Source organism: Haladaptatus sp. CMAA 1909 (assembly GCF_043952005.1).
Lineage (GTDB): Archaea > Halobacteriota > Halobacteria > Halobacteriales > Haladaptataceae > Haladaptatus.
Window position 1 is genome coordinate 264,229 of the sequence record NZ_JBIOAV010000002.1, and the last position, 22,813, is coordinate 287,041.

The following is a 22,813-nucleotide window of genomic DNA, read 5'->3' on the forward strand; positions in this document are numbered from 1 at the left end:
TCTCCGCGAGCAAACTTCAAACCGTAGTTTATACGTTCCTCAGTGCACGTGCTTGATAGTACTAATACCTACCAGACTGGATTATTCTCGACGGGATACATGGACTTGGACTTGCTGAAACTACACCAATACTATATATTCATTATGGTAGTTGCGTTAATTATATATACCCAACACCTCGAATTATCACCCCTACTTGGGTAACCACTCTACAATAGATGATACATTTTCCTGGTACTTTTCATAGCAACGACTAGGAACGGCCACTGAAAGGTCTGATTACCAGATACGGTCTGCCGGAATTATCGTATTGCTTCGCAAACGAGGGACCGGTAAATCAGTGGCGTCTCATCTGGAGAGTACCCACCGCGGCTCCGATCAAAATGCCGTAGACAATCCCAAGTCCTACATCACCCATCACCGCGCCGATTGCGACGCCAATTGCCACCCCGGTTCCCATCCATACTCCCATCGACTTCATGTCTGTCTCGTCGTCTCTGTCTGCGGGCCCGTCTCCGTCATTCTCCGAGTAGGGCGTCATGATACGCCGTCGATTGCTGATGATAAAAGATTATTGTACCTATCAACTATAACTAGATATACCACACTGATTCCTTCTATGAATCCGATATTTCTCACTCAATCACAAAGATAAAAAATTGTGTATACGATAGAGTACCTCTTCAAAACTGAGTTGGACCTCCATGATGTTGTATCGAGGTCGACAACGGCTCTGTAACAATAGGTGTTACCATGCTAAATAGTGTCCTCACAAGAGTAGCGGCACGAGTAATATTTCGACGTTGAATCGTCTGCTGTACTCGTTGACATCCTCTCGCCTGAAAAATGCAGATACGTACGTAGATATTCGCTCGGAATGTACGTTCCAATACGATGGCTCGTATACAGCTCAAGATCAATGCTGCGGCGTCACAGGACCAGCTGGCCGCTATCTCTACGAAGTTCCCGAACGAGGAATTCAAAATATTGGTGAGTCACAAAATTAACGATCGACTGATTGGTGTCATAGATGTTCGAACGATGAACGGAGACACCATCGCTCGATATTTCGAAGAAGCTGTGGATGTACACTCGTCCGAGGTGATTTTTGCCGATGAGCGATCTCTTCTACTCCAATATGAGATTCCGGTTCCTGAACCATTTCGCGTCGCTCGTGAATCAGGTAATCTCACGCTTTTTCCGATTACTATGCACGACGGATGGTTGTTTGTGGAACGAAGTGCTTCTGTCGAACAATTGTCAGAATATAGGAACCACCTAGATCATGCTGGACTTCAGTATCAGATTCTCTCAATACAGCAATCACATGACCCGGTTGATCTACTCACAGACCGACAACGACAGTTCATTAGCGAAGCGGTTGCACGCGGGTATTACGAAACGCCTCGCCAATGTACGCTTACGGAGTTAGCGAAAACATTTGAAGTGAATAAATCAGCGGCGAGTGGAACGCTCCGACGGGCTGAAGGCCGAATTGTCAAGAACTTATTTCCTGAAACGAACAAATGATAATCTGTAATGGGATCGCCCGGGGAACTACAGCCTAAAGCTTTCTCGCGGAGGGTATGGGATCACTTGTTGATCATGCCCGGTAGAGCGGTAGAAGATGTGCGCTATTTAAAGAGATGAACTGGTTCACGCGCAAAGCCGAGGTAGTTCCCGACCCAATATGGGTATGGCACAATTAGTATCGACAGGCAACATAAATTCCCGTACACAACCTGACATTCACCGGTTCGCGAAATATGGTTTATTGGCTGTTCTCATCAGTATAATCGTCAATGCAATCATCCGTGTAATCGCATACCAATTCATTGCTATTCCTGCCGATTTTTGGCCGTTAGGATGGGGGGCAGTGATCACAAGTACGGCTGTCACGACTATTGGAGCAACTGTTGTCTACTGGGCAAGTACTCGCTTTTCACAGCGACCAAACCGAACATTTGTGATCATTTCAGTCCTTGTATTACTGCTCTCGTTCGTGTCGTTCATAATGCCGCCACCGGTCTTGGAAGAGGCGGCAACGTCAGTACACCTGGTCTTAGCAGGAATGCACATGAGTGTCGCAGTCATCTGTGTTAGCGTCTTGACTCGGATCACGGATACCACAGTAGTGCCCGACATCCATGATACCGATACTTCGTCAGAGTAGAATGAACCACTTGAATAGACAAGCGCGCCTCGTCCCGGCTGTCGCCCTTTTCTTTGTAGCTCCTCTCATCGGAGAATTCCTTCTCGGTAATCTACCGATCACATGGCTGTGGGCTTTGCTGGCGCTTGCTCCGCTCTATGGCGGAGGTGCACTATTAATTCGTGAAACAGTCCGTCGCTTTCAGCTTGGATGGCCGAGCATGGTGCTTCTTGGTCTCACATATGCTATCGTAGAAGAGGCATTCGTAACTCAATCATTGTTCAATCCCAACTTCCTCGGACTACGGCTCCTTGACTACGGGTATATCGACAGTCTCGGAATCAGCATCTGGTGGACTGTTTTTGTTCTGGGAATCCATACTATCTGGAGTACTGCCGTACCGATTGCGTTGGTTGAGACCCTCGTCCCCGAGATTCGCCACACTCCTTGGTTGCGGCCAGTCGGACTGCTTGGGACGGCGATTATCTTTCTGCTGGGTTGTGCGGTAACGTTTATAATTCAGCAACAGGATCCGTTCATGGCGTCACACGCCCAGTTATTCGGTAGTGGAGTAATTGCCGAATCTCTGATAATTATTGCTTTGAGTCTTGGTCGATTCAAACTGAATATCCATCCCAGTGCACAATCAGTACCTCAGGCTCGCATAGTCGGTGTGATTGCTTTTCTGCTTGGCTCTGCGTTTATGATGCTTGCAGTAATTCACAATGCAATCCCTGTAACTCTGAATGTAGTAGGAATGGTCTTGATAGTGGTGTTTGGAGGAGCACTTTTTCTCCGATGGTCGAAACACTCCGGATGGTCAGTATACCATAGTTTGGCAGTTTCCAGTGGCTTGGTGCTTACCTATGCGTGGTATGGATTTGTTCAGATCCCATCAACAGGTTACACGAATCCGTTAATCGATACCAGTGGGAACGCGATCTTCGTCGGCTGTGCAGTGGTTCTACTCATCACCGCTAAAAACCGGCTAGATGAGAACTCCCGAAACAATATAGAAACATTATCAAGCGATTCAACATGGTACAACTAAGAGACATTGGTTTGTTTCTCCTAATCCAAATTCTATTTGGAAGCACATTCCCCGCTGTCAAAGCCGGCCTCGAGTTTCTGCCGCCTTTGTTCTTCGCAGCGGTACGGTTCGTCACCGCCGGATGTTTACTGGTCGGATACATGCGTGTGACTGGCCAAGAATGGCGTCCTCGAGTTCGTGATGACTGGACTGCAGTGCTTACCAGTGGAATACTTTTCTTTGGGGTATCTGGCCTTCTCTATATCGGACAACAGTTCACGACCAGTGGTGTCGCTGGGATCATCTATAGTATGATACCGATAATGACGGTGGTTGTCGCATGGTTGATTTTACCCAATGAGCGACTCTCTGTACGTGGGATGGTAGGGGTTCTCGTTAGTTTTGTCGGCGTCGCTATCGTCGTTCTTCCCAATCCGTCGAATTTCGGGACGACACTGGTAGGAGAAGGCTTAGTGCTTCTTGCTGCAATAAGCGCCACCCTCGGTACCGTCTTCCTCCGTAAGATCGCAGCGTCGATGTCAAATGTTACGCTTACAGGATGGTCAATGCTGATCGGGGGTGGTATCCAATATGGATTCAGCGTTCTCCAAGGTGAGTCGCTCGCAATAGCCGCCTTCACTCCCACTGCCTTCGTCCTCCTCTGCTATCTTGTGGTATTGCCTAGTGCCGTCGGGTACGTGATTTACTTCGACCTCATTGCACGGTTTGGACCCGTTGAAATCAATCTTAGTAGCTATCTTGTGCCGGTAGTCGCAGTGGTTCTCGGATGGGTTTTTCTCGATGAACAGGTTACGAGCCTCACTTTCGTTGGGTTTCTAGTTATCGTTACTGGGTTCATTTTGATCAAATATCGAGAACTCACTGCCGAACTTGCTCACTTCCGAGTGTTCGGTAGTTGAGAGACCGAGGCTCTAACCAGACGGCATCAAACTGTACACGGGCCGAATACTTTTTCTTCGCCATTGGTGCCCCTAGACCCGTCCAAGTTACTGACAACGGCACTCTGACGCTGTTTCCATCGGACGACGATGAGTTGATTGAGACGGCAGAGTTCGTTGTAGTAGTCTCGACGGCTTCCTATGCTGACCGTATACGAGATCTCTTCTATGCATAGGACTGTCAAACTACCTCCTACTTTGTTATATCAACAGATGCTGACAGAAGTGATTGAACGATGTATACTCACCACCCGCCATCTCATTTTGACATTTTCTCCGCGATAGCACAGACGCCTATCTCTCGTTCCTCAACTCGAATATCATCAAACCCGACCATTTCAAGAAGTGGCCGTAGTTCATCCTGAGATTGACCGGCAATCGGTGTGAATGCGATAGCAATTCGGCCGCCGAGTTTCAACACACGACGCATCTCTCTGAGACCGGCAGCAGCATCGGGCCACACTTGCATCGAGTTGATAGAGAAAATCTTATCAAATACTGCATCTTCGGAGGGAATCTCGTCAGCGGAACCATATCGAAGATCGACGTGACCAGCGTCAACGGCTACAGCATTCCGTTTCCGTGCCATCTCAACCATTTCATGTGAGTAATCAATACCAGCGACGAATCCGTCCGGCGTCGCAGCCGACGCAACCTCTATACCAAGACCTGGACCGAAGCCAACTTCCAAGACACGGTCAGTCGACTCAACAGCCATTTCCGAGAGAGCCCACTCAGCCATCGCACGCTTATCTTTTCCCATCATTAACCGTCCGCCGATGCGCCCAGCTATTCCACGTGGCTGTCCGAACATGCGACGCAAGAGCATGCGTATCGGATTCATTCAGATGAGCCTAATTTTGTCTGTGATTGATTCGCTTGTCCTTCGTAGGCTGTCTCTTGATGACTTTTTCTATGAACACCGAACTGGACCCTGATATACCACACTACGGTCCCGAAAATAAGGAATAGAATGGCGTTGATCGTCGTCGCATATATTGGTGCCGGACTCGCAATGTAAACTCCGACGTATGTACCGTAGACAATGGTGAGTGCAAGGACCGTCTTTTCCACAGTGAACTGCATATCCGCCCGGATGGAGCGTAGTTCAATAGAATCGCTGCCAGAGATATTCGGCGGGTTCTTAATGCCGGGTAGCTTGGACATTCGAACAATCTATCTCGATACTTTCCCAATATCGAGCCTTGATGGTTCGATATCACTTGTAACCTTCATTGAACAATTTGCGAGAACACGTTCGCCTCGATCTTTTGAAGATGTTCACCAACAGTCGCTCGGCTAAGATCTATCGCTGCTGCGATATCTTCGATCGTGGCTTGTCTCGGAACCTGATAGTATCCCTGTCGAACCGCGATTGTTAGTATCTCGTGTTGTCGATTCGTCAGTGTACCTCTGAGATCCGGTATGTCCGGTCGATATTCTCCAGTCTTTTCGAGGTATATATCAACGATTTCGGAGATAGCTTGCAGTGCGTCCCCCACCGCGGATTCCTCACCAACTAACGTTGTCCTGATTGTTTGCTCGTTCGTGAACTCTAAGGGCATCTTGAGGACGACCTCGAATTGATGCAGCGTGGAAATAATCGACTTGACCGGATCAGTGAGTTCACAGTGTATATACGCAAACCCTCCACAGTCTCTATGATCAACGAGATCATAGTTGAGCACGTTTGGTGCTGCAGTGAGTGCTGTGCTAACCCGTTCGAGGTTTCCTCGGAAGTGATAGAGCATAACAATCGTCCCGTCGTCGATCAAATTGAAGTGATGTAGCTGTTTCCGTATTTCAACTGGTCTGTCTAAGGTGACCGTATCAGAAGGAGCATCCTCGTTATCCAACTTTAACAGGACAGTCGCATATCTTGTCTTCTGAGATTGGTGATCATTTTCGGAGTCATCTCTATGTTGATTTCGTCGTTTGTTCGTATGGTTTACCATTGTCTGATTTTCTTATCAAATTGAGATCCATGGGGGAAGAGGGCAGTTATTTACTATCCATTCGAACCGAATATCTGCGATGGCATCAAGATACACTAACGTTAGTTCTATTGTCTTTATTCATTTGGTAGTGCAAATGGTAGCTCGTCTGAATTCGTTGGGGAGATGATTATTGAGGTCAGTTCTTACTACAATACGTTTCGATCCGTTCTATGAACTGCTCGATAAATGTCGGCACTTCACTACACTCTTTAATCTCCCTGCTAGAAAACCAGTGAACTGCCGCAACTTCATCGGAAGCGCGAGGATACGCTTCCCCAGCCACCAGTTCACACAATGTGACGACATTGATACAAGGCGTCCCATTATCAGTCTCAAACGTTGTACTGAAAACGTATTCAACATCTCCGATTTCGATACCAACTTCCTCGTACAGTTCGCGAGTGGCTGTCGTTTCAATCGTGTCTTCGCCACCGGGCTGTTGTTCTACTTTACCACCTGGAAAGGTTAACAGACCGCTTGCATGCGCTTCGTTTGATCCGCGTTCAATGAGTAGATATTTGTCGTTTTGAATGACGACGCCATCTACATTCACAACATAGCTATATTCTTCCATCATAATACTTAGTATAACATCAGGTCACATCTCTACCGACGGAGGAATGTGAATTCAATGGGTCATTTGTAGACATGCTTCGGTTGAACTTGGGGAAATAATGAGCTTTCGGTGAACGAGTGCAGACACTTAAGTAGTAATGTGCGCGGAAACGATGATATCATGTGATTTCTCGTATAAGAAAACTGAGCCTAGTCGAATTCGAACTACAGCTGGTCATGCTCTATTCCGATATGATTCGATAACTATAGTAGGTGAGAGGTTTTGGTCACAGCATAAATCTATTTTCTGATGTTTGAATCTGTAAGTGGAAGTAGCCTGTCTGGGACCACATCGAGATCCAGGCGTCCGCTCTACTGAATTTGATATACTGAGGTCGCCCATACGGAACGGCTCTCCGGTCGCTCACTACTCCCTACTCAGATACCTCTGCGTAAATGGCGATTTCACCATCATTGGCAACCTCAATACGATAGTCGCTGAAGCGAAATGCAATGATCCCAATGCCACCTCGATTTGGTAAATCAGCCGACTCGTGAACTCGCCACACGGCGCAACAAGACAACGGCGATTCCACCGAGCATGAGGTCAAGCACACCGAGCACCACCACCGCTGGCACGATGGTGTTCCAGATGCCGGAGAATGCCGTCACGTCTATCACCGTGAGGACGTCCTGGCCGAGCATCAGTGCCCGGGCGGCATCGACGCCGTACGTGATCGGATTAACCGTCGCCACGACCTGCATCCACTCCGGCAGGACGCTGAGCGGCAAGAAGGCACTCGACATGAACACTAGGGGATACGGCAGCAGATTCACCAAGACGGTGGTCGATTCTGAGTCCTGTGTCACGAGCGCGACGATGTTCGAAAACGCCGTAAACATTAGTGAAAACACGAGGATGATGGCGATGATCCCGATCACGCCGACAAAGCCCGTCTGGATGTACGTCCCGACCGACCCACCGGAATCGATCCATAACACCACGTATCCGAGCCCGAGCGTCATCACCGTCTGGACGATCATCAGTACCATATCCGAGAGAGCTTTCCCGAGGAAGATCGCTCCACGATGGGTCGGTGAGGCCAGTATTTTCTCGAACATGCCGCTTTCCATGTCATCGACCAGACCTATTCCAGAGTTGCCCGCTGCCTCCATGGCCATCAGGATGATGACAGCTGGCGTGAGGTAGGTGACATAGGAGACATCCGTGCCGATCGCTCTCCCGAGAGCGTCTCCGGTAATCTGCCCGAACAGCTGAGAGAACAACACGAGCAAGATAATGGGTGTCATCAACGCACCGAATATCACAAACGGATTCCGACGGGTTTTCCGCAGCCAGCGCTTGAGCGTGGCCCACACATCGACAGGGAAGCTGTTGTTAGTCGCCCTCTGCTCGACCGCCCTCTCAGTTTCAGTTGTATTCATCGTTTCACCTCCGATTGGACGGGATCGTCTGGCTGTTCTTCGTTCGGTGTCTCATCGCTCGTTGTCTCGCCGGTGATGGCGAGAAAGACGTCGTCAAGTGTTGGCGAGTGAACGTCGAACCCCGTCACAGTGAAGCCCGCTTCCCGTAGCGCAACCAGGAGGTCAGTACCTGCCCGACGCGCGTGTTCGGACGCGATAGCGATGCCTTTGTCGGTGGATTCGATCGTATTTCCCTCGAACAGTCCCGACTTGCGGGCAACTTCTCGGGCCTGCGTTCGCTGCTCATCAGCCGGATCCTCAAGCGTGATTTCGAGGATGTCGCCGCCGACCTGTGATTTGAGCGCGTCTGGCGAATCAGTAGCGACGAGTTTGCCATCCTGAATAACCGACAGGCGGTCGCAAAGTTCGTCGGCCTCCTCTAGATACTGGGTCGTCAGAAACACTGTCGTTCCCTGTTGATTGATCTCCCGGAAGTACTCCCAAAGGCGATTGCGCGCCCTGGGATCAAGCCCCGTCGTCGGTTCATCGAGAAAGACGAGCGGTGGCTCGTGAACCAGGGCGGTCGCCACGTCAAGGCGCTTTTTCATCCCACCGGAGAACTCTTGGGCCTGCTTGTCGGCCACATCCGCAAGGTCGACAAGGGTTAATAGCTCATCAATCCGCTTGGCACGCTCGCTCCGGGGGACGCCATATGTCTCGCAGGCAAAGCGAATGTTCTCGCGGGCGGTAAGTTCTCCGTCTACGCTCGTCTCTTGGGCCATGTAGCCGATGGATGAGCGGACTGCACGTGCTTCGTCAACGACGTCGAATCCGTTTACCATTACCGACCCGGAAGTAGGCTGTAGCAGCGTCACGAACGTCTTGATCGCGGTGGTCTTCCCGGCGCCGTTCGGCCCGAGGAACCCGAAAAACTCACCCTGAGGGATGTCAAGGTCAATACCGCGTACCGCTCGGGTACCGTCCGAGTACGTAAGTTCGACGTTTCTCACTGTGATCGCATTTGAAGAAGCCTTCTGTGTCTCGGTTAGTCGGGTGGACATGGTCACATTCCCTCTATTGCTTCTTCCGGAACCGAGTCTTGGATCTCGTTCAAACGGACAGTGAGGAAGTTTGCCCGAGTCGTTTTCCACGACAATAGATTGGTTATCCGGTACTCTTCGCCCTCGCGCAATTCGGCCGAACCGCTGCCGATCACAGCCGAATCGTCGTTTGGTCGCAGAGTGACTCCATTCGGAGCGTCAGTGCATTCTGTGTTAATTTCTTGCTTTTGCAGCCTTTGCATCACGTAGATAGAGACGCCGTTTGTCCTCGGGCGTTACCCCGATTATAAATGGAGTCTTTATAGCCTCCGTGCTCTCAGCCTCTTGTATGAGATGGTCAATTCCTCATCTAGAGCACGATTCGGGAGAGAACGAATAGTACGACAGAGTACGTAAAAATCGACTATAATGAGATACATAACCGTTGTCTTCGGCCCAACCGATGAATACCTTCGATCGAGAGGCCACCAGCAGATGCTGGATGATGGTACTGATCCAAGAGAGATCTGGATTGATGATACGCTCATCGCGACCCAAGAAGCGACACACTACGTCAATCTGCTCGATGATGGGACCGCCGTTGCGATCGTGCAATTTCGAGGTGATGCTGATCGGCTCGCCACGATCGAAGACGAAGATTCAGAGATTATCTCGTGCACCGTGACGGGTGGTGAGACGTGGCTAGCGTATATGCACTACGAGCCTGACGAGGTTGAAAGAACCCTTTACGAACTGATCGATACCGAAGTGATCAGTATCGACTGGCCGGTGAGAGATACTGCCGACGGGGTGCAAGTCACCCTTTTCGGTGAGGATGCAGCCCTTCAGCAGATGATTGCTAGCGTCCCTGACAAAATGGAGGTGCGTCTTGAACGGGCAGGAGAGTATTTGCCAGATATGGCTGACCCGGCGGCGCAGCTCACCGACCGTCAAAAAGAGATCGTGCGGGCAGCGATCGTGGCGGGATATTACGACATCCCGCGGCGTGCAACGCAACAGGACTTGGCGGCCGAGCTCGAGCTGTCGCAAGGGACAATCGGAGAACACCTCCGGCGAGCAGAAGCGAAGATTATCCAGTCCGTGGTTGTCTGAATGTAGATAAGTGCTTTTATCATGGGGAACGTGACGAAATCACCCATGGCTGTCAAATACTGATGAATGTACGTCTTCTCTTGCAGGAAAAGAGTGCTTCTGAATATAGTCTCCCTACCCTATATCCTCGTGTGTTATGCTTTCTAAGACACTCGGTATCAGAACAGTTTATCTCCCTCGAAAAGCGATACCCAGCATGACTAGGACGACTGAGCAAGATGATGCGCCGAGTGTTTCACCGGAGCATGCATTCGCACTGCTCGGCAATGAGACCCGAATAGACATTATCCAAGCACTCGGTGAAATATCTGATAAGTCACTGTCGTTCTCCGAACTTCGAAACCAAGTTGACGTCGCTGATAGTGGCCAGTTCAACTACCATCTTAAGAAGCTAACCGGCAGTTTCATTCACCAAACTGATCAGAGAAAGTATAAGCTGACCTACGCTGGCGATCAGGTGATTGGAGCAATTTTTTCTGGGACATTCGATCAGCGAAATAACTCTCGCGTTATCGATCTTGACTCGACTTGCACCACCTGTGGATCGGGGTTGATAGCCGAATATAAATCTGAACTCGTTTCGATCCGATGTACGACCTGTGATGACCAGAAATCAACATTTGGCTTTCCGCCAGGGGCGTTCGAGAACCGCACCAATGCTGAGCTCGAGGGGGCATTTGATACGTGGATTCGATTATATCTTTCAGCGTTGCAAGGAGAATACTGTCTCAATTGTTCTGGTCGGATACGTGGTTCGATAATCGATAATTCCGAGTATTTAGATGAGCACGAGGTCGGTATCGAACACGCTTGTGAGCGGTGTACGAACAGGTCTGTAAATTCAGTCGGCGCATATCTCCTCTATCAACCCATCGTCGTTGCGTTTCACTACGATCATGACATCAACCTTGATGAAATACCATTGTGGCAACTAGAGTGGCTTCATGAAGAAGAGACGACAATCCTTTCGCTCGATCCATGGCGGATTCAGTTCAGCAGCTCAATCAATGGTAATCGTCTCGAAGTTGAGCTTGACGAGAATTTGTTCGTCTCGGTTATCTAATAGTAGAAGCAGAAGCTCGCTTCAGCTGGTTCAATGGCAGAAATATCATCCTACTAACATTTTTGGCGAGATAACCTGCTATTTTCGGTCTGGATCCACGTATCCAGAAACATGCCGAGGTACTTGTTGATCATTCAGTAAATATCGAAACTGGCGATAATGTTCTAATTCAGGCACCACTAATCGCTGAAGACCTCATTGTTGCCCTTCACGAACAAATCGGTAAACGGGGTGCGAACCCGATGATTAGCATGCACAGCACTCGCGCTCGACAGGCCTTTATCAACTCATGTAATCTCGTGGATTTCGAGGTTCCTGATCACAAAATAGCTTGCTTTGAGGAGGCCGATGGCATCATTGTCGTCAGCGGTGAATTGAATACTTATAATCCAGTAATATGGACATTGAAAAGAATGCTGCCTATAGAATAACCCTGAACCCTCTTCAGGAAATAATGACGGAGAAGCAATGGGTTGGCACATAATTCCCTGCGCCGGGCAACGCCCAAGCCGCGGAGATGAGTACCGAGGCCTACGAGGTTTTCGTGGATCAGGCGATCAACAAGGAATGGAAAACTCAACGTAAATACCAACAACAGCTTGTCGAACGCCTTGATCCTGCAAGCGAAATTCGAATTCGAAGTGGCGAGACAAATGATCTGCGGATGAGTATCGATGGGATGATCTCGGTGAACCGGACGGGAAAGCACAAACTGATCTTACTCGACATGTAGAAAATGTGGCCTCCTCGACCGGAGCACATCGATCACCGACTAATATTAACGGAGGGATGATGGTCTGATCCAAGGCATCGTCGGTGAAGATCAGATGCTAAGAGATGCCATAGACGTCCTTGATTCCGCCGTACTGATCGCTGAATGGGAATGAATCGGTTGTCATCAGCAATTTCCCATCACGCTATACTTCCGCTCAAAGCTTATTTGCCTCCTCATTCGTGAGACGCTGAAGATGGATGATTTGTCTTGATGGTCGTCGGTGGACTTACTTCCTATTCGCTCGCCGTGTCAGTTTTTGACTCGAAATCGAAGGTGCGTCATATCGGGTGATTCCACCACCCTCGTTCGTTCCAGTTCGATCGGCCCGTCGTCGAGGTGCTCGAACAGCCGAATGCCGTCGCCGAGTAGCACGGGCACGAGCTGAAGCTGTATCTCGTCAATCAGTCCTGCCTCTATGTATTGGCAGACGACATCTGCACCGCCCGCGATCCGAACGTCTCGGTCGCCAGCCGCCGCCTCGGCCTGCTCCAAGGTCGGTTCGATCCCGTCCGTGACGAAGTGGAACGTCGTCCCGCCATCCATCTCGAGCGGTTCGCGAGGGTGGTGCGTGAGGACGAACACTGGGCCGTGAAAGGGTGGGGTCTCGCCCCAGTAACCCTCGAAAGGTTCGTCTCCCCACGGCCCATCATCGTTGTCGAACATCCGTCGGCCCATCACGTGGGCACCGATGCGCTCGATGGACTCGGCCACGATTTCGTCGTCCGGGGTGGTCTTCCCACCGTCGAGTCCCTGCTGCTCGCGCCAGCTTGCCAGATCGAACACCCACTCGTGGAGTCGCTCGCCCCCCTCGCCCAGAGGATTCTCCCGATTGTCGTTTGGCCCAGCGGTGAACCCATCAAGCGACATTGACATGTCTACGAAAACGGCGCTCATGCTACTTCGAACCCCCGATTCCGTCGTTCGCCAGGAACCCTGCGAGACAGTCCAGGGTCTGTTTCGCCGCTTCGACGCCGTCGAATTTTTCCAATGTCTTACGATCTGAAGCGGAATCGAAATCCATCCGGAACGTCAGATCCGTCCCGCCGTCGACTCTCTCGTCGAAAGTCACTGTCACCTGAAACCGCAGAAAGTTATTCGCTTCGTTAGGGGGGTGAGTGTAGACCAGACGCTCGGTTTCTACGATCTTGTCGTAGACGAACTCGTTATGAATATCTGCACCGTCGGGGCTGTGCATGACGAACCGCCAGACGCCGCCCGGCCGCACGTTCATCTCGTGGACCGTGTTGGTGAACCCGTTCGGGCCCCACCACTTCGCCACTTGCTCTGGATCAGTCCACGCATTCCAGATGCGCGCTCGCGGAGCGTCGATCGTCCGCGTGATTCTCAGTTCGGTAGTCTCTTCTTCGATCGGTTGGTCGTCGAGTTCGTTATCAGTCATTGTCCCTCTCGATTATTCGCTAGGTGGTTGGCAAGCCGGTCTAGGGTCTGTCTAGCGCCTTCGTCCGCCCCATGCTCAAGGGCTTCGTCAAGATCTACCGCTGATGAGAAGCGCATCTCCATGGCGAGCTCGGTCTCGGTGTCCCCGACATCGTTGAGGGTGATCGTCACTCGGAACTGCTCAGGATCGTCGGGCGAGCCGTGAGTGTAAGCCAGGCGCTCCGGTTCCGCGATCTCGTTGTAGACAATCTGGTTCGGGTACTCCTGGCCGTCGGCGCCGGTCATCAGAAATCGCCAGACTCCGCCAGGTTGTACATCCATTTCGTCCGTCGTGGTAGTGAACTCGTTCGGACCCCACCACTGGTCAACCTCTTCCGGGTTGGTCAGTGCTGTCCAGACACGCTCGCGTGCGGCGTCGAACGTTCGCCGAATCGTCAGACTCGTCTCGTTGGTTTCGATCATCTTACGCCCCCTCGACCAGTTCCGCAAGGTTCCCAAGCGAATCGTTCCATCCTTCGTTGGCGTCCTTGGGCGGGATGTTTTTGGGGATTCCTGCTTGGTGAGCAGTGACTTCGGTCCCGTCGGAGACCTTCTCGAAGGTGACCGTGGTCGTCATCTCGCCGCCCATTCCCGGGTCGTCGGACTCGAATTCTTCGGTGTAGACGAGCCGCTCGCCAGGGGACAACTCCTCGTACGTTCCGTGGAATGTGTGGGCGTATGGCTCCAATTCCTCGATGTCGGCAGTGAACGACATGCGGAAGGTGCCGCCCTCCGTGGCGTCGAACTCGTGAACCTCGGCGGAGAAGCCCTCTGGCGGGAGCCACGTGGCGAGTTCGTCCGGATCGACAAAGGCTTCATAGACCCTCTCTGGTGAAGCTTCGATCACTCGATTAACGGTGATACTTCGGTCTTCATTCGTAGTGGTTTCGTCCATCGATTTGTTCCTGTTATCAATATTGTCTGTCATCGGTCTTCTTGCTCCAGATGGTCGGACAGTGCGTCGAAACGATCCTCCCAAAGTACGCGATACCGGGTCAGCCATCCGAAGGCTTCACTCAGCGGCGCGGCATCAAGGTGACATCGTCGAACCCGGCCGTCCTTCTCGATATCAAGCAAACCCGCACCTTCCAACACATGCAAGTGCTTGGAGACTGCCGCCAGTGAGACATCGTGTGGTTCGGCCAATTCACCGACGCTTTCGGGGCTATCGGCGAGTTGTTCGAGGATCTCTCGGCGGATCGGATGGGCTAGTGCCTTGAAGATCGCATCGAGATCTAGGTCGTTCGACTGTTGTTCAACCATCCGGTTGAATATACAGTGTTCTCTATATTAAACCTATAGGTTAAACAAAATGCCTTCGACGATTCAGGCGGAGAGAGCAGCTCTCCACAAAAATAAACGGAATTACGATCTTTTTATACAGTATGGAGCGTATCTTCTGACGCCTAAAATCGTAAACAATAGTAGTCCCTCAGGGACCCTCGAGTCGATCACTGTGTATTTCGTGGTACATATTTAGCCTGCCAACTGGCGGTGATTCCAGCGATCGGATTCGGCAGCTCCGAACAATCGGGGAAAAGTAGTCTGTTTACTGGTATTTTGGCGCGTTTGGCACTGTCTAGTTAAGCCAGCTTGAGGAATGAGCAGGTTGTTGAGTAACTTGCCTAGAGATGCTCGCAAACCTGCTCGAAGAAGGCTTAGACGCGGATTTAGAAGAAACTTGGGAGAACGAACGGACGGCGACGCCCGTCAGGGCGTTCGCCGTCCGTCTCCATGCGACTGGTTGTTCACTCAGGGAGACAAAAGCAATTTTAGCACTGTTCGACGTTAAACGGTCACATCAAGCGATTTTTCAGTGGGTACATCGGCTGGCTGACAGCGTCTCCGACCCGCCGTCGGCGACGCCGACGCGGGTCGCGGTGGACGAAACCGCTGTCAAAATTAACGGTGAATGGTCTTGGGTGTACGCTGCAATAGACACCGAAACAAAGCTGCTGCTTGGTATCGAAGTGTTTGATCGGCATGGCACTGATTCGGCGGCTGCGTTTCTGTCTGGATTGGCCGAGAAACACGATCTCTCGGGCACCGTGTTTCTCGTTGATGGCTACGGGTATCGGACTGCCCTCTTTCGAATTGGGTTGAGCGGTCGGCTCGACTACACGGAGCGAAACCTGATCGAAAAGTGGTTTCACACGCTCAAACAGCGCGTCGACCGCTTCCATACGTCGTGGGTGGGCAGTCGGCCAAGCGTCCAGCAGTGGCTTGAACAGTTTGTGCATTACTATAACCATCAGCGACCGCATCAATCGCTCAACAACCGAACGCCTGTCGAGGAGGAGCTAAACTAGACAGTGCCTTCTCAGCCATACTGCCAAAGAAAAGGTCATCTAATTCGCTTTCACCAGGTAATCCACCGCTTTGAAGCGACCGATACAGATAGAAGATATACAATACCATGAGTAGAACACCGATCCCAAGTGTCGTTGTGCGATCGTCGGTCAGCGCAGCAAGGAATGCTAGCGTAAATCCAACAAGAAAGCATGACAAGTCTCGACGAGTTGATTCTGGACTGAAATGCATCTCTCGGCCAGATGTACGACGCTTACTAAAGTAAAGGACACTTGAGCCCACGAGGAACATCGCGATGGTCGCCAACATAAATGGGGCACCAAGAATCGCGCCAATCCCGATGCCTTCTGTAGCCTCAGTACTGCCGCTGGTACTGCCGAAAATAGCGATGAGTGGGATCACGGTTTCTGGCAGTGCAGTGCCGACTGCAGCAAGTATACTCCCTGTGGCACTCTCGCTTACACCAAGGCGATAGCCAAGCCACTCGACCGAATTAGTGAATACCTCAGCACCTGCTAAGAGGAACAAGAATGATACAGCAAGGAGCAACACGTGTTCCAATGAAGATGAGGGGATCACGAGCAGGACTGTTGCTCCGTTGCTCATTTGAAGCTTCCCGGTTTGAGTTGCAACGTAAACCATCTTGACTAACTTTCGGAGATACTTAGATGGTCCGCTGGGGGTCTCTGTGAGAGATATAATCCCTCTCGTTGGTATCCACTGCACACTCGTGAAAATTCATCCATGAAGGCAGTTACCGTATTTCGGCTTCTTCGTCACACTGAGACATCGATTGAAGTCGTACGCGGATGACTTCGTATCCGGTGAGGGTGATGTCCCGTTCGATACTGATACCGACGGATGGAAACGAAGCAACCAAGCCAGCAATCGAACACGGGCTTCGGATCGCTGCAAATCGCGACGCGACAGTTCACGCACTCTACGTTGTCGATATTCCACCAGTTGGAGGAGAACGTGCAGAAGAGAGTCTCGAGCCGTTGGTAAGCAAACTAGAGGCAGAGGGCAAAGAAGCAACTGGGAATATTGCTGTTCAAGCCCACGATAAGGGATTGGACGTGAAGAAAACGGTCAAAAGAGGAATCCCGTTCCAAGCGATATTGGACTATACGGACGCTCATGATATCGAATGTATCGCTATGGGGACCGGCGAACGAGATAATCCCAAATCGTACTTCCTTGGGAGTACTGCCCGGAAAATAACACGTCTCTCTCGAGTCCCTGTTCTGACGGTTCGAGCATCGAAAGACCAAGTTTCTGTAGACTATCGATCGATTCTCTTACCAGTCGATGGGACACAAGGGTCACAACGTGCTATCGAGACATGTACGCGACTAGCGTCTGATTTCGATGCGATCGTTCACATCTTGTACGTCATTGATTCACGTATTGCCCGTGCGGGGTCGTTAGTAGATCTCATGGAGATGCAAGGGGAGCAAGCATGTTACGATGCTGCCTCCCGGATGAAAATTGTCGGCGTCGATTCTACCGATGAACTCCTCCATGGCCGACCAGCAGAACAAATCCTCTCGTATGCGGACAATCACGATATCGGCTGTATCGTGATTGGGACGCATGGTCGAACCGGAATCGACCGATTTGTAATGGGTAGTGTCGCTGAAAAAGTGGTTCGGCGCGCACCGATGCCTGTGCTGACTGTTCGTGACCTCGGTCGCGAATGAGCTACCCATTGATGCAGAGGACTCTCTAAGTAAGTGGATAGCGTATATCTCCTCCCATGCCTCGTGACCGCGCTATCGAATTCTCAATTGATTACGTTCAGGTATTGGACTCGGACGGATCGGTAGACACCGACCTCGAACCGAATCTCGATGAAGATCACTTGCTCGCGATGTATCGAACGATGAAACTCTCGCGTCGCCTTGACGAACGCGCAATCGCCTTACAGCGGCGCGGGCAACTCGGCACCTATGCCCCGGCAATCGGGCAAGAAGCCGCACAGGTCGGAAGTGCGATGGCACTTACGGATATCGATTGGATGGTGACGTCGTTCCGGGAACAACCCGCATATCTGGCCCGGGATATACCGCCGCACATGTTGCTCTGGTACGCGATGGGAATGGAAGAGGGTGCAGCGGTTTCCCGAAGCAACCGTACAATGGCACCGTCCGTCCCAGTCGGCTCACAGGCACTGCACGCAGCAGGACTCGGGTGGGCCCAAGAGATCGCTGAGGAAGATGCCGCGACGCTCTGTTACTTCGGTGATGGTGCAACCTCCGAAGGTGATGTCTACGAAGCGTGCAACCTTGGGGGCGTGTTTGACTCACACACTGTCTTTCTCTGCCAAAACAATCAGTACGCGATTTCGGTTCCACGAGCGCACCAGACCCGTGCAGAAACGCTGGCACAGAAGGCGATTGCGGCAGGTATCGAGGGAATACAGGTCGATGGAAATGATGTTCTAGGTACATACGCTGTTGTCAATGATGCACTAGAGAGTGCCCGTAATGGCGACCCGGTTTTCGTCGAGGCGATAACCTACCGTCGCTCGGTTCACACGACCGCGGATGACCCAACCGTCTACCGAAAAGAGACCGAGGAAGAAGAGTGGGCGACGCGTGATCCGATCACTCGCTTCGAGACGTACCTGCGTGAGCGAGACGTACTAGACGACGAACGCGTCGAGAACATCGAGGAGACCATCGAAGCTGACCTCGCTGAAGCGATTGAAAGGGCGCAGAAAGGCGCGGAGACAGTAGATTCGGAGGACATGTTTGAGTACACGTTCTCGTCGTTGACGCCCGAACTCGAACGTCAACGTGCGGATTTCCGGGGTGATTCTGATGGCCACTAAACAGAGATTGGTCGAAGCCATCCGTACCACACTCTTCGAGGAGATGGCACGCGACGACTCCATCGTGGTGTACGGAGAAGATGTCGGTGTCGACGGTGGAGTGTTCCGTGCGACGGAGGGGCTAATCGACGAGTATCCAAACCGGGTGTACGACACACCAGTGACTGAGGCAGGTATCATTGGTCTTGGTGTCGGACTTGGAGCATACGGATTCACACCGGTGCCAGAAATCGAATTCTCAGGGTTCATGGTTCAGGGATTTCATCAAATTCAACAGCACGTCTCCCGCCTTCGTAGTCGAACTCGGGGTGGGCTCAACTGTCCGATGACAATTCGTGCTCCCTATGGGGGAGGAATCCGCGCCCTTGAACACCACTCCGAGAGCTTCGAGGCAGGGTATGCACAGATTCCAGGACTGAAAATCGTCGTTCCCTCGACGCCCGCCGATGCAAAGGGGTTACTCACGACGTCGCTCCGTGATCCCGACCCGGTGATTTTCTTCGAGCCGACGCGTCTCTACCGTTCGTTCCGTGAAGACGTGCCTGACGGTGAGTATCATATCCCATTTGGTGAAGCGGAGATGGTTCGGGAGGGTACGGACGCAACTGTCGTGGCGTGGGGTGCGATGCGCCAGCAGGCTGTCGAAGCTGCTGATGCAGTCGATGGGAGCATCGAGGTAATCGACCCACGGAGTATCGTTCCGTTCGACACGGAGACGGTTCTCGATTCGGTGCAAAAGACCGGGCGCTGTGTTGTGGTTCACGAGGCACCACAAACCGCGGGAATGGCAGCAGAAATCATCGCTCGGATCAATGAGCGAGCCCTCTATTACCTCGAAGCGCCCGTTCAGCGGATCACTGGATATGACGTCCCGTATCCGCTATTCGCCCGCGAGGACGACTATCTCCCGGACAGACACCGTATTCAAGATGGTATCGAACAGGTCTTAGCAGAATAACTGTTGTCAACGACGTGGTAGTATATTACTCTGCATCACTATTTTGTTCCATATACTCGAACGCTACTGAGAGTACTTGATCGAGATTGGTGGGAGTGTGTGTCAATTGTACTTGCGTGGGTGCTCCGAGTTCACTACGGGGTTGTGAGTAGGCTATCCATTCGTCGTTACCTTCGCGGGTACAGACAAGTCGCTCTGCAGGACCAACCCACGAATGAATTTCATCGCTTCTCGTTTCGGTTACCCATCCCGACGGTGCTTCCTCATCGTGGTGGTTGGAAGACGGGGCCATCGTAACAGTATCAGACGGGATAGACTGGCATAGATGTTTGTCATTGTGGGATTCCTTCGTTTGTCATGTGTACGGTTGGGACGCAGAAACAACCCCGCGAACGAAATGAATTAGAGAATCGGTGAGCTAGCGAGTTCAGGCATAGCCCAAATCCCTGAGCTGCTTTTTCACAGCATCCGTAATCTCTGGGGTACTTCCCTCAGACTCACGGATATCAAGCGTTCGTTTGAGTTCTTGGAGGGATTTTCGTGGTTCCGTGACGCCGGGGCTACCATCTTCTTTCCATCCGTCTCGTGTTTCATAGCCATAATACGAATCCGGTAGCGCGATTCCCATGAGCGGTTCATCGAACGACTCGATAAGTGCATCAGCGTACCCTGTCTCGTGCATGGCCCTGATCCGTGTGGACCGAAGACCCTCGTATTCCACTAATCGAGGTTGCGCCGTGATCTCCCCCAGTAGGTGCTGTCCTCGGGACGGGCCATCCACGTTCGCCAATTCGAGGACCGTTCGATGAACGTCAAGAATGCTCGTCGTCTTCGTACAGGTCCCACTACAGGTTGGACCTGAAATAACGAGAGGTATGTGGGTTAGTTCCGGGTAGACTCCGTGTAAGTGACGCCAACTACCATGTTCACCGAATAGTTCTCCGTGGTCACCGAGCGTGATAATGTAGTCGAACTCCGATTCCAGCTCGGCGAATATTCGTCGATACTGAGTTGCGAGGTAATGAACCGCTTCGTCATATGCTTCGCGGACGAGTGCTCCGTTCGGTTCATCGTCGGTGAGTGTGGCGGCGACTTCATTGTACGACGAATCGTCTATCGTTCCAGTCGGCGGCGTGTACGGCGCGTGAGCTTCCATGAGATTTACGAACAGAAACTCATCGTCCCCGAACTCGTGTTCGCGAACGTATCGCAGTAATTCCATCGCGCCATCGTCGAGGGGTTGTGAACGCGCCCCGACAGTTCGCTTTCGCAGCCCTCGTTTGATGGAGGCCCGTAGCCGGTACTGACCGTCGATTGTTCGCCGTAACACGTCGGAATATCGTCGCCACCCAGTGACATTCTGATTGCTTTCGAGAACCTCTTTCCACCCTCTGAGACTTTTCCCGTTGACGTTTATTCGCCACGTCCCTTCGAACGTCTCGAAGCCACGATCGAATCCAAAGACGGGCGACACTATGAGGTTGGCACTGAACGCATGCGTCGTATACCCCGCTTGATGCAACCGTTCCGCCAACGATGGCTCTGGGCAATCGAATCCCTCGGATTTCGCATGGACGCCGACCTCACTCGCATATTTTCCTGTGAACAGGGATGCATGGGCGGGCATCGTCCATTTGGCAGTCGACCACGCGTTGTCGAATCGCTTTCCCGGAAGCCACTGAAATTCCGCGTCGAAGGCATCCTTGCGGAGCGTATCCAACACGACGAGGGCGATGTTCGTCATCTCTGCTCTAGTGGCTACCGGTAGTGCTAACGCTTCCACTTGCAAGTTCAAGGAGCAGGAATATCATCAGTGCGAGATTTCAAGTACGGCAATGGCATTTGGCTCATAGGGTGGGTAAAGTAAATGGTAAGTGTCCTTCTGGGACTTGGATTACTAGTCGCAGTATTTGTCGGCTACAACATCGGGGGCTCCTCGACCGGTGTCGCCTTCGGCCCTGCCGTTGGGAGTCGGATTACCGGAAAAGCGGTTGCTGCCGGATTGTTCACTGCCTTTGCGCTGTGGGGCGGGTGGACGGTCGGTCGGCACGTCATCGAGACGATGAGTGAAGGAATTGTCCCTCAAAGCCAGTTCACGCTGACTGCGAGTTTTATCGTCCTCTTTTTCGCTGGCTTCTCACTGTTGATCTCGAATTTCTTCGGCGTCCCATCATCCACGTCGATGACCGCCGTCGGCGCGATCGTCGGGCTCGGACTTGCAACGAATACGTTAAACGAACAGATCATGTTCGGTATCGTCTCGGCGTGGATCGTTGCACCCCTGACTGCATTCTGGCTTGGCGTTCTGATCGGTCGATACCTCTATCCCCATCTCGACGCTCGTATCTCGTTTACTCGATTTGAAGGCGGACTCGTACACCTCGATTACTCGGGCACACTCCCGTTTCCAAAATTAAATGAAAACGCGACGGTTCGAGATGTGCTCGGTGCACTCATCGTCATCGCAATCTCATGCTATAACGCCTTTTCTGCCGGGGCATCGAACGCTGCGAATGCGATTGCACCACTCGTCGGAAACGGTGCGATTACCGCCAGCCAGGGCATCTTACTGGCAATTGCTGCGATCGGACTTGGTGGATTCACGATTGCTCGCCGGACACTCGATACGATTGGTGAAGGGCTCACTGACTTGCCGATTCTCGCGGCGATGATTGTTTCTCTCGTCGGTGCAACCATCATCACGATCCTCTCGAATCTCGGTGTTCCTGCCAGTTTGGCGGTGAGTATGACCTCCTGCATCATTGGGCTTGGATGGGGTCGCGCCAGCCGTACCGTCACCGTTGCGGAAGCGACGGAAATGGCTATCGAACGGGAGGAACTTCCCGATCTTTCGGCGGGTGCACTAATCGCTGATGATACCGTCTCGGAAACTAATGCGGTGACACCGGATCCCGGACCCACTGTCGGAGAGCTTGCAGCCGGTGAATACACCGAAGATGATGCAGCGATGGACTCCGATGAGGCAGTCGAAGTTCCACACATCGGAGAAGAAGATCCCGAAACAATAGCAGAGGCTCCATTGTTATTCGATCGTGCAGCGACGAGTCGTGTTGTGTTCCTCTGGGTCCTTACGCCGACGATCTCTACCGTTGGCTCGTATCTGGTCTTTATACTCATAAAAATAGTATCAAGTTAAATAGAGTTA

The 22,813-nt window shown here is 51.8% G+C and carries 27 protein-coding genes; 13 read left to right on the forward strand and 14 right to left on the reverse strand.

Annotated elements, in window-relative coordinates; translation table 11 throughout:
- Nucleotides 1–337: 337 nt before the first annotated feature.
- A complete protein-coding gene (locus ACGYLY_RS19390; protein ID WP_395284881.1) occupies nt 338–541 on the reverse strand; it encodes a hypothetical protein in 204 nt (67 codons plus the stop codon).
- A 353-nt stretch (nt 542–894) separates the two neighbouring features.
- Here ACGYLY_RS19390 and ACGYLY_RS19395 point away from each other — a divergent pair, with 353 nt between their 5' ends.
- The 4 genes from ACGYLY_RS19395 (at nt 895) to ACGYLY_RS19410 (ending at nt 4,102) form a co-directional block, all read left to right on the forward strand.
- Nucleotides 895–1,530, forward strand: a complete 636-nt coding sequence (locus tag ACGYLY_RS19395; protein ID WP_395284880.1) for a helix-turn-helix domain-containing protein — start codon at nt 895–897, stop codon at nt 1,528–1,530.
- A 166-nt stretch (nt 1,531–1,696) separates the two neighbouring features.
- Nucleotides 1,697–2,173, forward strand: a complete 477-nt coding sequence (locus tag ACGYLY_RS19400; protein WP_395291266.1) for a DUF6069 family protein — start codon at nt 1,697–1,699, stop codon at nt 2,171–2,173.
- Between the two features lies 1 nt (nt 2,174).
- Entirely contained in the window at nt 2,175–3,203 is a 1,029-nt protein-coding gene (locus ACGYLY_RS19405) for a hypothetical protein (RefSeq protein ID WP_395284878.1), read from the forward strand.
- Nucleotides 3,191–4,102 carry a DMT family transporter gene (locus ACGYLY_RS19410; protein ID WP_395284877.1) on the forward strand — a complete coding sequence of 304 codons (912 nt, stop codon included), beginning with the start codon at nt 3,191–3,193 and terminating at the stop codon, nt 4,100–4,102. The genes ACGYLY_RS19405 and ACGYLY_RS19410 overlap by 13 nt, the downstream gene beginning before the upstream one ends.
- 298 nt (nt 4,103–4,400) lie before the next feature.
- On the opposite strand, the gene ACGYLY_RS19415 is transcribed toward ACGYLY_RS19410, so the two are convergent.
- The 6 genes from ACGYLY_RS19415 to ACGYLY_RS19440 all read right to left on the reverse strand — a co-directional run bounded on the left by ACGYLY_RS19415 (nt 4,401) and on the right by ACGYLY_RS19440 (nt 9,179).
- Nucleotides 4,401–4,907 (reverse strand): class I SAM-dependent methyltransferase, encoded by a 507-nt coding sequence (locus ACGYLY_RS19415; protein WP_395284876.1) that lies wholly within the window; start codon nt 4,905–4,907, stop codon nt 4,401–4,403.
- Nucleotides 4,908–4,981: 74 nt separating this feature from the next.
- Nucleotides 4,982–5,308, reverse strand: a complete 327-nt coding sequence (locus tag ACGYLY_RS19420; RefSeq protein ID WP_395284875.1) for a hypothetical protein — start codon at nt 5,306–5,308, stop codon at nt 4,982–4,984.
- 65 nt (nt 5,309–5,373) lie between these two features.
- Complete coding sequence (locus ACGYLY_RS19425; protein ID WP_395284874.1) at nt 5,374–5,997, reverse strand: helix-turn-helix domain-containing protein; 624 nt, start codon at nt 5,995–5,997, stop codon at nt 5,374–5,376.
- A gap of 277 nt (nt 5,998–6,274) precedes the next feature.
- Nucleotides 6,275–6,712 (reverse strand): NUDIX hydrolase, encoded by a 438-nt coding sequence (locus ACGYLY_RS19430; protein ID WP_395284873.1) that lies wholly within the window; start codon nt 6,710–6,712, stop codon nt 6,275–6,277.
- Between the two features lie 524 nt (nt 6,713–7,236).
- Nucleotides 7,237–8,139 (reverse strand): ABC transporter permease, encoded by a 903-nt coding sequence (locus ACGYLY_RS19435; protein WP_395284872.1) that lies wholly within the window; start codon nt 8,137–8,139, stop codon nt 7,237–7,239.
- Complete coding sequence (locus ACGYLY_RS19440) at nt 8,136–9,179, reverse strand: ATP-binding cassette domain-containing protein (RefSeq protein WP_395284871.1); 1,044 nt, start codon at nt 9,177–9,179, stop codon at nt 8,136–8,138. The genes ACGYLY_RS19435 and ACGYLY_RS19440 overlap by 4 nt, the downstream gene beginning before the upstream one ends.
- A 408-nt stretch (nt 9,180–9,587) precedes the next feature.
- On the opposite strand from ACGYLY_RS19440, the gene ACGYLY_RS19445 reads away from it, so the two are divergent.
- The 4 genes from ACGYLY_RS19445 to ACGYLY_RS19460 all read left to right on the forward strand — a co-directional run bounded on the left by ACGYLY_RS19445 (nt 9,588) and on the right by ACGYLY_RS19460 (nt 12,067).
- On the forward strand, nt 9,588–10,271 hold the full coding sequence (locus tag ACGYLY_RS19445; RefSeq protein ID WP_395284870.1) for a helix-turn-helix domain-containing protein: 684 nt from the start codon (nt 9,588–9,590) through the stop codon (nt 10,269–10,271).
- 196 nt (nt 10,272–10,467) lie between these two features.
- On the forward strand, nt 10,468–11,334 hold the full coding sequence (locus ACGYLY_RS19450) for a winged helix-turn-helix domain-containing protein (RefSeq protein ID WP_395284869.1): 867 nt from the start codon (nt 10,468–10,470) through the stop codon (nt 11,332–11,334).
- 101 nt (nt 11,335–11,435) lie between these two features.
- Nucleotides 11,436–11,765: an aminopeptidase gene (locus ACGYLY_RS19455; protein ID WP_395291277.1), complete on the forward strand. Its 330-nt coding sequence runs from the start codon at nt 11,436–11,438 to the stop codon at nt 11,763–11,765.
- Between the two features lie 86 nt (nt 11,766–11,851).
- Complete coding sequence (locus ACGYLY_RS19460) at nt 11,852–12,067, forward strand: hypothetical protein (RefSeq protein ID WP_395284868.1); 216 nt, start codon at nt 11,852–11,854, stop codon at nt 12,065–12,067.
- A gap of 291 nt (nt 12,068–12,358) precedes the next feature.
- On the opposite strand, the gene ACGYLY_RS19465 is transcribed toward ACGYLY_RS19460, so the two are convergent.
- From ACGYLY_RS19465 to ACGYLY_RS19485, 5 genes are read right to left on the reverse strand one after another with little or no spacing between them, the layout of a single operon-like run.
- On the reverse strand, nt 12,359–13,003 hold the full coding sequence (locus ACGYLY_RS19465) for a dihydrofolate reductase family protein (protein WP_395284867.1): 645 nt from the start codon (nt 13,001–13,003) through the stop codon (nt 12,359–12,361).
- A 1-nt stretch (nt 13,004) separates the two neighbouring features.
- Nucleotides 13,005–13,508 carry an SRPBCC family protein gene (locus ACGYLY_RS19470; protein ID WP_395284866.1) on the reverse strand — a complete coding sequence of 168 codons (504 nt, stop codon included), beginning with the start codon at nt 13,506–13,508 and terminating at the stop codon, nt 13,005–13,007.
- Complete coding sequence (locus ACGYLY_RS19475; RefSeq protein ID WP_395284865.1) at nt 13,505–13,969, reverse strand: SRPBCC domain-containing protein; 465 nt, start codon at nt 13,967–13,969, stop codon at nt 13,505–13,507. Before ACGYLY_RS19475 ends, ACGYLY_RS19470 begins: the two co-directional genes overlap by 4 nt.
- 1 nt (nt 13,970) lies before the next feature.
- Nucleotides 13,971–14,474 (reverse strand): SRPBCC family protein, encoded by a 504-nt coding sequence (locus ACGYLY_RS19480; protein WP_395284864.1) that lies wholly within the window; start codon nt 14,472–14,474, stop codon nt 13,971–13,973.
- Nucleotides 14,471–14,809, reverse strand: a complete 339-nt coding sequence (locus ACGYLY_RS19485; RefSeq protein ID WP_395284863.1) for an ArsR/SmtB family transcription factor — start codon at nt 14,807–14,809, stop codon at nt 14,471–14,473. The genes ACGYLY_RS19480 and ACGYLY_RS19485 overlap by 4 nt, the downstream gene beginning before the upstream one ends.
- 368 nt (nt 14,810–15,177) lie before the next feature.
- On the opposite strand from ACGYLY_RS19485, the gene ACGYLY_RS19490 reads away from it, so the two are divergent.
- Nucleotides 15,178–15,855 (forward strand): IS6 family transposase, encoded by a 678-nt coding sequence (locus tag ACGYLY_RS19490; RefSeq protein WP_395284633.1) that lies wholly within the window; start codon nt 15,178–15,180, stop codon nt 15,853–15,855.
- Here ACGYLY_RS19490 and ACGYLY_RS19495 read toward each other — a convergent pair.
- Nucleotides 15,818–16,462 (reverse strand): sodium:calcium antiporter, encoded by a 645-nt coding sequence (locus ACGYLY_RS19495; RefSeq protein WP_395284862.1) that lies wholly within the window; start codon nt 16,460–16,462, stop codon nt 15,818–15,820. The genes ACGYLY_RS19490 and ACGYLY_RS19495 overlap by 38 nt on opposite strands.
- Before the next feature lie 227 nt (nt 16,463–16,689).
- Between ACGYLY_RS19495 and ACGYLY_RS19500 the strand changes: the two genes are divergently transcribed.
- Genes ACGYLY_RS19500 through ACGYLY_RS19510 form a run of 3 tightly spaced genes read left to right on the forward strand, consistent with a single transcriptional unit; the run spans nt 16,690 to nt 19,647 of the window.
- Nucleotides 16,690–17,556 (forward strand): universal stress protein, encoded by an 867-nt coding sequence (locus ACGYLY_RS19500; RefSeq protein ID WP_395284861.1) that lies wholly within the window; start codon nt 16,690–16,692, stop codon nt 17,554–17,556.
- Nucleotides 17,557–17,612: 56 nt separating this feature from the next.
- Nucleotides 17,613–18,689 carry a pyruvate dehydrogenase (acetyl-transferring) E1 component subunit alpha gene (pdhA, locus tag ACGYLY_RS19505; protein WP_395284860.1) on the forward strand — a complete coding sequence of 359 codons (1,077 nt, stop codon included), beginning with the start codon at nt 17,613–17,615 and terminating at the stop codon, nt 18,687–18,689.
- Nucleotides 18,679–19,647: an alpha-ketoacid dehydrogenase subunit beta gene (locus ACGYLY_RS19510; protein ID WP_395284859.1), complete on the forward strand. Its 969-nt coding sequence runs from the start codon at nt 18,679–18,681 to the stop codon at nt 19,645–19,647. The genes pdhA and ACGYLY_RS19510 overlap by 11 nt, the downstream gene beginning before the upstream one ends.
- 427 nt (nt 19,648–20,074) lie before the next feature.
- On the opposite strand, the gene ACGYLY_RS19515 is transcribed toward ACGYLY_RS19510, so the two are convergent.
- Entirely contained in the window at nt 20,075–21,391 is a 1,317-nt protein-coding gene (locus tag ACGYLY_RS19515; RefSeq protein ID WP_395284858.1) for a sulfatase, read from the reverse strand.
- A 123-nt stretch (nt 21,392–21,514) separates the two neighbouring features.
- Between ACGYLY_RS19515 and ACGYLY_RS19520 the strand changes: the two genes are divergently transcribed.
- On the forward strand, nt 21,515–22,804 hold the full coding sequence (locus tag ACGYLY_RS19520; protein WP_395284857.1) for an anion permease: 1,290 nt from the start codon (nt 21,515–21,517) through the stop codon (nt 22,802–22,804).
- The last annotated feature ends 9 nt before the right edge of the window (nt 22,805–22,813 follow it).